The following is a 12,807-nucleotide window of genomic DNA, read 5'->3' on the forward strand; positions in this document are numbered from 1 at the left end:
ATGCCCCCCTGGAGTCCCTGCTGGAAAGGGGCGGCGCGCGATGAAGCGCCGGACGTTCCGGGCGGAGGGGGCGCACGTGGGGCGCGCCCTGGTGGACGCGGTGGCGGCGGAGCTGGCGCTGCCGGTGGCGGATGTGCGGCGGCTGGTGGACGTGGGCGCCGTGTACGTGGCGGGGCGTCGCGCGCGGGATGGGGCGGTGAAGCTCCTGGCCGCGCAGGTGGTGACGGTGGTGCTGGAGGAAGCGGGGCAGAGCCCGCTGGAGACGGCGAAGCCCGCGGCGCCCCTGCGCGTGCTGTTCGAGGACGCGGACGTCATCGCGGTGGACAAGCCCGCGGGCCTGAACGCGCAGCCCACGGAAGGCCGCGTGGGCGGGAGCCTGGTGGACCTGGTGAGCGAGCACCTGGGCCGGCAGGCGGGGCTGGTGCACCGGCTGGACCGGGAGACGTCCGGGGTGACGGTGTTCGGCAAGACGGCCGCCGCCACCTCCGCGCTGGCCGAGGCCTTCCGGGAGGGGACCGCGCGCAAGCGCTACCTCGCGGCGACGGGGCCGGGGCTTGAGGCGGGCGGCACGGTGGACCTGCCCCTGTCGAAGGACCCGTCTCGGCCAGGGCGCTGGCGGGCGACCCGCGCGGCCAATGGCGTGCCCGCGTGGACGGACTACCGGACGCTGTTCGCGGGAGAGGCGTTCAGTCTGGTGGAGCTGCTGCCCCGGACGGGACGCACGCACCAGCTCCGGGCGCACCTGACGGCGCTGGAGCACCCCATCCTGGGGGACGCTCGCTACGGCGGCGCGGGGAGCGCGGGGGGCCTGATGGCGCCGCGCTGCCTGCTGCATGCGCACGCGCTGGAGCTGGGGCATCCGCGCACGGGCCGGCCGCTGCGGCTGGAGGCGCCGGTGCCGGAGGACCTGCGGGCCTTCTTCGAGTCGGCGGGCCTGCGCGTTCCGGAGGGGCCCATCGTGGCCGTGGACGCGCCCTGAGAACCTGGAAAACCAGGGCCCTGGGCCGACGGACAGGATGCCCCCGTCGCGCGCATCGTGTGTAGACTGGGGGCTTCATGGGTGGCGGGAGACACGGCAAGGGCCCACGGACGCCGGAGCCCTCCCTGCGCGGACCGGAGCTGGGCTCGCGAGGAGAGGACGTGCGAGGCGCGGTGGCCCGGATCTGCCGCGACGCTGCTCGGCTGCTCCAGGAGGGGCAGGCGGCGCGGGCGTACTCCGGCCTGGTGTCCGCCAGCCGCTCCCTGCCGATGACGCCCCGGCTCGCGGCGGTGCTGGTCCGGTGCGCGCTGAAGGCGGGCACGGAGCGCGCGGTCATCACCCTGCTGGACGCGGCGATGGTGACGGAGCGGGGCGAGGTCCGCCGCGAGGTCCGCCGTCAGCTGGCGCGGGTGTTGCGGCGCACGGGGCAGGAAGCGCGCGCCGCGGCGGTGCTCAACGGGTTGTTGATGGACTCGCCGGACGACGCCCGGGCCCGCTTCGTGCTCGACGTGCTGCGCGAGCGGGTGGCGAAGGCGAAGCCGGCCCCGCAACTCCCGGCGGAGGACGAGGAGTCCCGGACGAAGACCGTGGAGGTGTCCGCGCTGGCGCTGTCGGATCCGGAGCTGGGCAACACGGTGGTGGAGATGCCGGTGGTGGCGGTGCCGGCTCCGCAGGCGTGGGCTCCCCGGGCGGCCACGGTGCAGGTCCCGCTGGGCGAGTGGGCGGAACCGGCACGGCTGGCGTCGCGAGGACCGGAGTTCCCCTGGGACGACGAGGGGCCGGGCAAGGCCCGGGTGGTGACGCCGCCGCAGGTCGCGAAGACCGTTGCACCGAGCGAGACGGACTCCGGCGTCGGGCCCGTCGAGTCACCCAAGCTCGATGAGGTTGTCGCGAAGGCACCGGACACGGTGCACCCTGAAGTCGCTGCGCAAGCGCCGGGAGATAGGGCCCCCGAGGGCTCCGGTGCATCGTCGTCCGTGGACGAGGCGCCTCGGGTTGAGAGCGCTGTTGGCGAGGCCAACGTTTCGTCATCCGGGAACACCACGGATGCGCCTGCGCCCGTTGTCGCGCCGTCGAGCACCTCGCCGTCCGCGACGGTGCCTGAACACGTCATCACGGCGTTGAGTGCGCTGATGTTGTCGGGCGCGGCAAAGGCGCCTGAGCACGCCGGTGGAACCTCGCCAGCGAGTGCGACGCGGACGCCTGCTGCCGCGCCACCTGCTCCGCCGTTGTTCGAGTCGACGCAGGTCTTTGGCAAGAAGCTCGAGGAAGCGCTGCCCGCCGATGACGCACAGGCCGTCGACGAGAAGCCCGCACCCTCGAAGGCCTCCGGTCCTGAAGAATCGCGTTCGCCTGTCGCGGTGCTGGTGCCGGGAGCTCCTTCCAAGGCCTTCGACGAAGACGAATCGACGTCGGAGATCCTCCCTCCGCCTCCATCCGAATCCGCTGCTGGAGCGCAAGCCAAGGCCTCCAGCGAGGACGCATCGGCCTCCAAGGCGTCCCCTCTTCAGTCGGATGCGGACGAAGCGACGTCGGAAGTGAACCCTCCGCGTCCGTCCAGCGCGGTGCTGGTGCCGGGAGCGCCAGCGATGGCGTTCGACGACGAGGAGTCGACCTCGGAGATCATCCCGCCTGAGCGTGTCGAAGCGGAGAAGGGCGCCTCTACGTCAACGCAGTCCCGTGACGGGAAGCCATCCGCTCCGCGACGGGCCTCCGTGCTGGTCCCCTCCACCGCGAAGCCCGCGTTCGACGAGGAGGAAGCGACTTCGGAAGTCGTCTTCCCGCAGGCGGACTCCGCCGCGAAGGCCGCCGCTCCCCCCGCTTCGGATGCACCGGCCTCGGCACGCACCGTGGACGAGGGCTCGGAGCGGGCACAGTCCCAGCGCCAGGAGGCCCAGCTCATCGCGCGCAGTGCGTGGCGCGAGCTGGCCCAGCTGTACCTCAAGCGCGCGGACCGCGCGAAGGACGCCCCCGAGCGCGCCGAAGCCCTCACGCGGCTCGCGGAGGTGATGGAGAACGAGCTCCAGGACTCCGCGGGCGCCGCGCGCATGTACCGGGAGATCGTCGAGCTGACCGGTGAGCGCACGGCGTTGCGTGAACAGGTCCGGCTGTTGTCGCAGCGGGAGGACGCCTCGCTCGTGCGCCGGGCGCTCGATGACGCGATCTCCCGGGCGAGGACCTCGCGGGCCCGCGCCGTGGCGCTGCTGACGCGAGGCGAGCGGCAGCTGAACATGGGCAACCCCGCGAAGGCGCGCGAGGACTTCGAGTCCGCGGATGCGCTGGTGCCCGGAATGCTGCCGGTGCTCGCGGGGCTGGTGCGCAGCGTCTCCGACGATGAGCGCTTCGCCCAGGTCGAGCGTCTGCGCGCCGCCTGTGCCGCCGCGCCGCGCCGCGCGCCGGATCGCCTGGAGGCGCTGCGGGTGCTCGCGCAGACCGCGGAGGAGTCCCTGGGCGACCTGCGCATCGCGCAGTGGGCCTGGGCGGAGGTGCTCGCGGAGAGCCCGGACAATGATCAACCCCGGGAGCATCTGCTGGCGCTCGCGCGCCGCCTGGGCGACCTGCCCGCGCTGAGTGCGTTGCTGCACGCGCAGCTCGCGCGGGAGCCTCGGGGGCCGGCCGCGCGCAAGGCGCACCTGGAGCGCGTCGCCACACTGGAGGCGATGGGCGACGCGGGTGCGGCCCTGGCGGAGCTGCGCCAGGCCGTGCGCTTCGAACCGGGGCACAAGGAAGCCTGGCTGCTGCTCGCGGACCGTTGCACCGAGCGCGAGCAGTTTGGCGAGGCCGCCTGGGCGCTGGAGAACGCGGCCACCGCGACGGAGGACGACGAGGAGCGCCAGCACACGTGGGAGCGGCTCGCGCTCTTCTGCCGCGAGGTGCTGCACAACACCGAGAAGGCCCGCCTCTACGCGCGCCGCGCCGAGAGCCTGCGCAAGTCCCGCGAGCAGCGCGCCCGTCCGCCGTCGCAGGAGCCCGCGCGTCCGGCGCCAGCGCAGGCCGTAGGCGTGCCGCCGCCGTCGGTGCTCGTCGCGCCGCCGGTCGCCACGGGCCGGGTGCCCGCGGCGAAGCGCAAGGACCTGTCCGACGAGGTGACGTCCAACACGGACGTCCCCTCGCTGCTCCAGGCGGAGGAGGCCTCGTCCGCCAACGCACAGGAGAAGCGCTCGCCAGGGGCCAGCGCGACTCCGCGCAAGGGACGCGGCAACGCGGCAGGCGAGGAACTCGACGCGGCTCCTGGCAACAAGAAGCGAGGACGCGCAGGGGCGCGGAGTGACACGGCTGAGCGCGCGTCGCGGAAGGACGCAGAGCGAGGCGCGGAAGCGTCGCAGCCTGGAAAGGCCCCCTCCGGACGGCACGCGTCGGTAGGAGACACCGCCCAAGGAACGGAGGCGCAGCGCCGCCCCGCATCCGGGAAGGCTCCGGTGGGGAGCCCTGCCTCCCTCGCGGATACTGTGCCGGGCGCGGAGGTCGACCTCCCGGCCAAGGCCCCTTCGGGGCGTCACGCACCGGTGGACACCGCATTGTCCGCCACGGAAGCACCTCGGCAACCCAAGGCTCCCTCGGGACGCCATGCGTCGGTAGGAACCGCACCGTTCCCCACGGAAGCCACGCGCCATCCGAAGTCACCCTCCGGAAGCCACGCGCCGGTTGGCACCGCATCGCCGGGTACGGACGCCGCACGCCAGCCGAAGACTCCGTCTGGTCGCGACGCTGCCGCAGGAACAGCTGCATCCGGCGCGGATGCCACCCGCCAGCCGAAGACCCCATCCGGCCGTTACGCCTCTGTCAGTGCTACGGCCGCGAGCACGGACGCCGCAAGCCAGCCGAAGGCCCCGTCCGGCCGCGACGGTGCCGCATTTGGCGCGGATGCCACCCGCCAGCCGAAGACCGCGTCCAGCCGTCACGCCCCTGTCGGCGCCACGGCATCCAGCACGGGCGACGCCAAGCAGCCGAAGACACCCTCCGGAAGCCACTCACCAGTCGGTGCCGCATTTGGCGCGGACGCCGCAAGCCAGCCGAAGGCTCCGTCCGGCCGTCACGCATCCGTCGGCGCCACCGCATCCAGCACGGACGCCGCAAGCCAGCAGAAGGCCGCGTCCAGCCGTAACGCCCCCGTCGGCGCGACGGCCGCGAGCACGGACGCTCTTCGCCAGCCGAAGGCTCCGTCCGGCCGTCACGGTGCGGTCTCGAGCACGTCGCCGGAAGCGGAGCCTCCCCGTCGCGCCGCGAAGGCGCCAGCGGAGAGCCCTGTCTCCCTCGCGGAGTCCGCCCCCGCGCCCAGCGGCATGGCCCGGGCCGCGAAGCCGTCTCGCGGCGGCTCGGGCCAGGAGCCCGGCCCCACGCCGGACGACGCAGCCTCCGCGCTCGACCGCAAGCAGCGCGCCGCCACGCCTCCGCGCGAAAGGACCACGGCCTTCGGAGCCGCGCTCCCTCCAGACGCGGAGCCCGAAGCCCCAGCGTCGCGCAAGGCCGCCACCGCCTCCGACGACAACGCCCGTTCCTCCAAGAACGCGGGCACGCAGATCCGCGAAGCCCCATCCCGCGTGGAACGCGCCCCACGCGCTGGACACGCGCCCCGGCTCCCACTGTCCGCCAGTGGCGTGGAACCTCCCGCCGCGCCCCGTGCCCCACTGTCCGCCAGCGGCGTGGAACCCCCAGCCCCCGCGCCTCGCGCCATGGCCGGAGCCTCGCGCCCCGTCGCGCCTCCCTCGAAGGGCCGCGGCGCTCCCGAAGCCCCGCCCGACATCCCGCTCCTCAGCCAGATTCCCTCCGAGGACGAAGACGAGGACGCGCAGGAGCTCGGCGCCGGGCCCGTGGAAGCCACGAGCGTCATCGCGTGGGAAGCACCTCCTGGCCGCATGGACCCCGTGCGCCGCATCCACCGCGCCGGCCGCCCCGAAGGCACCGTCTCCGGCCCGGCCCCCACGCGTCCTCCCCAGGCCAGTGGCCGCCCCACCGTGGGCTCCACCGAGACCCGTGAGACCCCCGCCGCCGTCCCGGACGCCGAGCCCCCCGCGGACTCCACCTCCGCGGAGCCGCTCGTCTTCAAGCTCGTGCGCGAGCGCCCGCTCGACCCGAAGCCCTACCGCGGCCTCGTGGACCACTTCGACCAGCGCGGTGACGCCACCCGCGCCGCGCTCATGCGCGAGCTCGCGGACGCCCTGGAGGGCCGCGACGTCTCCGCGCCCCGCGTGCAGCGCGCGCCCCTCACCAACCAGGAGCGCGCTGGTCTGCGCCACCCGGGCCTGCGCACCCCGTCCGGAGAGCTGCTCGCGTGCGTGGGCATCGCGCTGTGCCGGCTGTTCCCGTCGCCCGCGCGCATCGCCAGCACCACGGAGCCCCTGCGCGCCTCCTCCGGCCCGGGCGCCGCCGCCGTGCTCGACGCGCTCAACGCCGCCGCGCGCCTCCTGGGCGTGCCCCTGCCGGAACTCGTCGCGGGCGACGACGACAGCGCCAACATCACCCCGCTGCACACCACCGCCCCGCGCCTCGTCGTGGGCCGGCTCCTCGTGCAGCAGCCTCCCACCAACGCCGAGCTGCGCTTCCACGCCGGCCGCGCGCTGTTCTCGCTGTCACCGGACCTGCTCGCCCTGCGCGCCCTGCGCAAGGACCACCTGCTGCGCGCGCTCGCGCTGTTGTCCTCCGTCCTCAAGAACCCCAAGGACGCCGGTGACGACGCCCGCGTGGTGCGCGAGTCCCTGTCCCCCAGGGCCCTGGAGCGCGCCGCCCTCCTGATGGAGCCCGGCACCCGCGACTTCGACGCGAGCCTGCTCGTCGCCGCCGCGCGCGACTCCGCCAACCGCGCGGGGCTCGTCGCCTGCGGAGGCCCCGGGCCCGCGCTCACCGTGCTGCGCGCCCGCCGCCCGCACGATTCAGAGCTGGAGGAACTGGTCCGCTTCGCCGCCTCCGAGCGCTACCTCGCCCTGAGAGACGCCGCCGAAGCCAGCCGGGGCCGCTGACGCCTCAGTTCACCAAGAGCCGCAGCGTGAGCGACAACACGCGCCCGTTCAGCCCGCCCAGGTCGTGCTCGTACGCCAGGTCCACGCCGCCGCCCCCGGGCGACATGAAGCCCGCGCCCACCGTCACGCGCGAAATCTTCTGGAAGCCGTCGTACGTGTAGCCCGCGCGCAGCGGAATCGTCTGGTCGAGGATGTACTCCGCGCCCGTGTTGTACGTGAGCACCGTCGAGTCGCGCGTCTCGAAGTCCGCGCGCATGTCGAACGCCACCACCACCGCCTGCCCCACGTAGGCCGTGTGCGCGGAGAAGTAGCGCGTCAGCTCCACGTTCTCCGTGTCGATGAGGTTGTGCCCCGACACGCCCAGTGACAGCTGCTCGCTCAGCCGCACCAGGATGCCCGCGTCCATCGTGATGGAGTTGGCGAAGCGCGACTGGCCATTCAGCCGCAGGTAGTGCCCCGACAGGCCGATGAGCAGCGACTGCCCCAGGGGCAGCGCCGCGCCCAGCGTGCTCAGGTTCGCGGACGTGCGCCCCCCGCCGCGCCCCAGCGACAGCCAGTGGTAGTCCACGCCCAGCGCCAGCCGGCCGCTGCTGGAGTCCGCCAGGGTGATGCCCAGGAAGCCCTCCTTGTTGCGAGGGTCGTACGCGCCCGTGCCCTCGATGCGGTAGGCCGGGTACAGCGCCATCGCCGCCGGATTGCCCAGGAGTGCGTCCGCACCCAGGCCCGTGGCCCGGTAGGCGCTGCCCATGCCCAGGGACCGTGCATTCGCGACGTTGCGAAGCTCGTCGGCCCGTTCGGTCGTGGCGGCCCGGGCGGCGAAGGGAACCACGGACAGCGTCAAGCAGAGAGCGGCGGCGATGGCACGGAGCGGCATGGCTGGGGGGAATCTATCCGGCTTGCTGGGGTTCTGGGCCACCAATAGATTCCCCGCCCCATGTCCTCCACCGACACGAAGGCAGCGAAGCTCATCCGCAAGTGCGTCATTCCCGCCGCCGGCCTGGGCACCCGTTTCCTCCCGGCCACCAAGGCCGTGCCGAAGGAGATGCTGCCCATCGTCGACACGCCCACCCTCCAGTACATCGTCGAGGAGGCGGTGAAGGCCGGCATGGAGGACGTCGTCGTCATCAACGGCCGCGGCAAGGGCTCCATCGAGGACCACTTCGACATCGCGTTCGAGCTGGAGACCACGATGCGTGCGCGCGGCAAGACGGCGGACGCGGACCGGATGCGCGCCATCGCGAACCTGGTGCGCATCATCAGCGTGCGCCAGAAGGAGCCGCTGGGCCTGGGCCACGCGGTGCTGTGCGCCAAGAGCGTCATCGGCGACGAGCCCTTCGGCGTCCTCCTGGGCGACGACATGATCGACTCGGAGGATCCGGGCATCGGCCAGCTCGCGCGCATCTACCAGCAGCACCAGAAGGCCGTCATCGCGCTGATGGAGGTCCCCGAGAGCGAGACGCACATGTACGGCATCGCCGCCGGCAAGGACCTGGGCAACGGCGTCATCCAAATCGACCACGTGGTGGAGAAGCCCAAGAAGGGCACCGCCCCGTCGAACCTGGCGGTGATTGGCCGCTACGTGCTGCCCCCGTCCATCTTCCCCATCCTGGAGAAGCAGACCACGGGCGTGGGCGGCGAAATCCAGCTCACGGACGGCCTGGCCACGCTCCAGAAGACCGAAGGTCTGCTGGGCTACAAGTTCCAGGGCCAGCGCTACGACGCCGGTGACAAGGTGGGTTACCTCAAGGCGAACATCGCCTATGCGCTCAAGCGCCCCGACCTGCGCGGAGGACTCCTGGAGTACCTGCGCGAGGTCGTGAAGACGGAGAAGCCGTGAAGCGTCTCATCGCCGTATCCGCAGTCCTCGCCTCCCTCACCGCCGGCGCCTACGTGCTGCCCGGCGGCTCCATCCTGCGGCGCATGGCCACCACGCGGGAGGAGAAGCGCCTGTCGTCCTTCCGCGTGGAGGGCTCCGTCATCTTCTCCGCCACGGGAGTGGGGGAAGCCGGCGCCGCCCTCAACGTCCCCACGGACCGCCCGGAGCTCCAGGGGGACGGCGTGCTGTCCGTGAAGATTCCGGGCCGCTGCCGCTTCGACGCGAGCTCGCCGGACAGCAGCCTCAAGTCCTCCACCGTGCAGGTCTCCGGCAAGAAGCGCGTGGAGGGCAAGGAGCTGCCGTCCATCTCCGTGCTGGTGGCCCAGGTGTGCGCCATCCTCGCGCAGGACGCGGGCAGCGTGCAGGACACCAAGCTCGCCCAGGAGGCCTACCTCCAGGGGCTGGGCATCAACACGAAGGTGACGTCGCTCGCGCGCTTCGGCGGTGAGGTCGCCTACGTGCTGGGAGACCCCGCGGAGGGCAAGCCCCAGTTCTGGGTCTACAAGGACGCCTTCCGGCCCGCGCGCGTGCGCTACTCGGACGCGTCCGGGGCGACCTGGGACGTGCGCTTCCTGGACTACGCCTCGCCGGCCACCGGCGACTGGATGCCCCGCACCGTGGAGGTGTGGAAGGCGGGCCAGCGCGTGGTGCGCTTCACCGCCCTCAAGGCGGACAACCGCTCGGTCGTGCCGGACACGCTCTTCAAGTAGCGGCCCGCTTCGAATCGCTTGCGATGGGCGGGACTGACGGTGAAAGTCCCGCCCGTTCCAAGACCGGGATTTCCCCGGGTCCTGGCGCGGAGGCGATTCGCATGAAGCTCTATGGCAACCCGATGAGCACGTGTACCCGCAAGGTCCTCACCGTCCTGGCGGAGAAGGGCCGCGAGGTCGAGTTCGTCAACATCGACCTGATGAAGCACGAGCAGAAGACGCCCGCGCACATCGCCCGCCAGCCCTTTGGCGTGGTGCCCGCGCTGGAACTGGACGACGGCTTCATCATCTACGAGTCGCGCGCCATCGCCCGCTTCCTGGACCGCACCCTGCCGGGCCCGTCGCTGACGCCCGCGGACCCCAAGGCCTACGCGCTGATGGAGCAGTTCATCGGCGTGGAGCAGTCCTACTTCTCCGGCCAGGCGATGAAGATCGTCATGGAGCGCTTCCGGGGCACCAACAACGAGGAGAACATCGCCAAGGGCCGCGAGGGCATGAAGCGTCCGCTGGAGGTCCTCGACGCGGCGCTGGCGAACCGGCCGTTCCTGGCGGGCAATGACTTCACGCTCGCGGAGGTCTGTTTCGCGCCGTACATGGAGTACCTCTTCGCCATGGGGGAGAAGGACACCGTGGCCCCGTACAAGAACGTGATGGCGTGGTGGGACCGCGTGTCCAACCGCCCGTCCGTGAAGAAGGCCCACGGCCGCTAGCCCGCCCGCACGTCCCTCTTTCGCTCAAGGCCACCCGGGCCTCTTCCGCCCCCTGTCCTCCAGGGCCGGAAGGGGCCCTTCGTGTTTCCAGACGCAAGGGGAATGTCAGACGCCCGGGGCACAGTGGATCCCGGGTGCAGGACGGGCGGGCCGGGGACGTAGAGCGGCAAGAGGTCGGTCATGGAGCAGGAGCACTTCGCGCTGGGTGGTTTTCCTCAGGCACAGGGAGCGACCCCCGCTCGCGGTTCCATTCCGTTGCGGACACGGCGTACGGAAGTGGGAAGGGAAGTGTCGCAGCGGGATCCCGCCGGTACAGTGCGCCCCGTCGTGAGCGCCACCCCTGCCCAACTTGCCTCTGTCGCCGTGGGCCGTCCCGTGCGCGGGGAGTTCACCTACCTGGTGCCGGAGGCGCTCGCCGGCAACCTCGCCCCGGGCCAGCGCGTGCTCGTGCCCTTCGGCCGGGGCATGGCACTGGGCTTCTACCTGGGGCCCGCGAACGCGCCGGTGGAAGGCGGCGTGCGGCTCAAGCCCATCCAGCGCGTGCTGGAGGACTCGCCGTCCCTGCCCAAGGACCTCATCGCGCTCCTGCGCTTCACCGCGGAGCACTACCGCTATCCGCTGGGCGAGGTGATCCGCGGCGCGCTGCCGCCGGGCCTCTCCACCGCGGTGGATGAGAAGGAAGCGAAGCCGGACATCCAGTTCTTCGTGGAGGCGCTGGTCGCGGAGGTGCCTCCGGCGCTGGCCCGCGCACCGGCGCAGGCCGCGGTGCTCCAGTACCTCCTGGCGGTGGGCGGAAGAGCGCCGCTGGAGGAGGTGACGCACGCCATCCCCGGCGCGCGCGAGACGCTGAAGAAGCTGGCCACGCGCAAGTTCGTGAAATGGGTGGAGGTGACGCTCCAGCCTGGCGTGCGCGAGGGCCTGGTGCAGAACCGCCCGGACCGCCTCACCCCGGAGCAGGCCCTGGCGGTGAAGGAGCTCCAGGGCGCCGTCGACGCGGGCGGCTTCCAGCCGTACCTCCTGCACGGCGTCACCGGCAGCGGCAAGACGGAGGTGTACCTGCGCGCGGTGGAGCACACGCTCGCGCGCGGCCTGGGCAGCCTGGTGCTGGTGCCGGAAATCGCGCTCACGCCGCAGCTGGTGGGGCGCTTCCGCAGCCGCTTCGGCGGCGACGTGGCGGTGCTGCACTCGGGGCTCAAGGACCGCGAGCGGCTGTTCCACTGGCAGGCGCTGCGCAAGGGCACGGTGAAGATCGCCGTCGGCGTGCGCTCGGCGGTGTTCGCGCCGGTGGAGCACCTGGGGCTCATCGTCGTGGACGAGGAGCACGACCCGTCCTTCAAGCAGGACGAGAAGTTGCGCTACCAGGCGCGCGACCTGGCGGTGGTGCGCGGCAAGCAGGCCAGCGCGGTGGTGGTGCTGGGCTCCGCGACGCCTTCGCTGGAGACGCTCCAGAATACGCGCTCCGGCCGCTACAAGCTCATCGAGCTGAAGAACCGCGTGGATGACCGGCCCATGCCCACCATCAACCTGGTGGACCTGCGCGTGGAGCGTCCGCGAGAGGGCCAGGTGACGGAAGAGGCGCCCATCCTGAGCCCGCAGATGCTCCAGGCCATGGAGGAGACGGTCGCCAAGGGGCAGCAGGTCATCCTCTTCCTCAACCGCCGAGGCCACAGCACCATCCTCTTGTGCGAGGTGTGTGGCCTGTCGCTCAAGTGCCACGACTGCGACGTGTGCATGACGCACCACCGCTCGCAGAACCGGGTGGTCTGCCACTACTGCGGCGTGGCCTTCCCGGTGCCGAACGCCTGCCGCGAGTGCACCGGCCCCCTGCTCAAGCTCGGCATCGGCACGGAGCGTGTGGAGGCGGAGGTCCTGGAGCGGATGCCACACGCACGCGTGGCGCGACTGGACCGGGACTCCGCGACGAGCGCGGAGAAGCTCACGGAGCTGCTGGCGTCCTTCGCGCGGCGTGAAATCGACGTGCTGGTGGGCACCCAGATGGTGGCCAAGGGGCACGACTTCCCGGGCGTGACGCTGGTGTGCGTGGTGATGGCGGACACGTCCCTGGCGATTCCTGATTTCCGAGCCGCTGAGCGGACCTTCCACCTGCTGACCCAGGTGGCGGGGCGCGCGGGGCGCGGGAAGGACCCGGGCCGGGTGCTGGTGCAGACCTACAACCCGGACGCGGAGCCGGTGAAGCGGGTGCTGGCGCACGACTTCGACGGGTTCTCCAAGCAGGAGCTGGAGTGGCGCAAGGCGCTGGCCTATCCGCCCTTCGCGCGCATGGCGGCCGTCCGGCTGGAGGGCGAGCACCCGGAGCAGACGGCGGGGGTGGCGCGCTTCCTGGGGAACTTGGTGGGACGACACATGCCGCCAGCGTCGGCGGGGGTGCGCCTGCTGGGCCCGGCCCTGGCGCCGATTGCTCGAATCCGGGGCAAGACGCGCTGGCAGTTGCTCCTGAAGGCGCCGACACATGCGGCGCTCGCCCCACTGCTCGCCCGGTTGGAGGCGGCGTTGGCGGATGTGCCGAATGGAGTGAAGGTCGTCATCGACGTGGATCCCGGGGCCATGCTGTAGA

General features: G+C 72.2%; 7 protein-coding genes. 6 read left to right on the forward strand and 1 reads right to left on the reverse strand.

From position 1 onward, the window contains the following. The first annotated feature begins 40 nt into the window (after positions 1 to 40). Both ACX114_RS06730 and ACX114_RS06735 read left to right on the forward strand, forming a co-directional pair. The gene (locus ACX114_RS06730; protein ID WP_459295862.1) at positions 41 to 979 is read left to right on the forward strand and encodes an RluA family pseudouridine synthase; all 939 of its coding nucleotides are present in this window, start codon (positions 41 to 43) and stop codon (positions 977 to 979) included. A gap of 77 nt (positions 980 to 1,056) precedes the next feature. Next, positions 1,057 to 6,936, forward strand: a complete 5,880-nt coding sequence (locus tag ACX114_RS06735; RefSeq protein ID WP_459295864.1) for a hypothetical protein — start codon at positions 1,057 to 1,059, stop codon at positions 6,934 to 6,936. Positions 6,937 to 6,940: 4 nt separating this feature from the next. Here the strand turns inward: ACX114_RS06735 and ACX114_RS06740 are convergent, their stop codons facing one another. Then, complete coding sequence (locus tag ACX114_RS06740) at positions 6,941 to 7,810, reverse strand: PorV/PorQ family protein (RefSeq protein ID WP_459295866.1); 870 nt, start codon at positions 7,808 to 7,810, stop codon at positions 6,941 to 6,943. A gap of 60 nt (positions 7,811 to 7,870) precedes the next feature. Between ACX114_RS06740 and galU the strand changes: the two genes are divergently transcribed. The 4 genes from galU to priA all read left to right on the forward strand — a co-directional run bounded on the left by galU (position 7,871) and on the right by priA (position 12,806). After that, positions 7,871 to 8,773, forward strand: coding sequence for a UTP--glucose-1-phosphate uridylyltransferase GalU (gene galU, locus ACX114_RS06745; protein ID WP_014394178.1), 903 nt, complete (start codon positions 7,871 to 7,873; stop codon positions 8,771 to 8,773). Further along, complete coding sequence (locus ACX114_RS06750) at positions 8,770 to 9,522, forward strand: hypothetical protein (protein WP_459295868.1); 753 nt, start codon at positions 8,770 to 8,772, stop codon at positions 9,520 to 9,522. Before galU ends, ACX114_RS06750 begins: the two co-directional genes overlap by 4 nt. Positions 9,523 to 9,623: 101 nt before the next feature. Beyond that, on the forward strand, positions 9,624 to 10,232 hold the full coding sequence (locus ACX114_RS06755) for a glutathione S-transferase family protein (protein ID WP_459295870.1): 609 nt from the start codon (positions 9,624 to 9,626) through the stop codon (positions 10,230 to 10,232). A 180-nt stretch (positions 10,233 to 10,412) separates the two neighbouring features. Further along, positions 10,413 to 12,806, forward strand: a complete 2,394-nt coding sequence (priA, locus tag ACX114_RS06760) for a replication restart helicase PriA (RefSeq protein ID WP_459295872.1) — start codon at positions 10,413 to 10,415, stop codon at positions 12,804 to 12,806. Position 12,807: the final 1 nt, after the last annotated feature.

This window comes from Corallococcus sp. M7 (assembly GCF_054512695.1).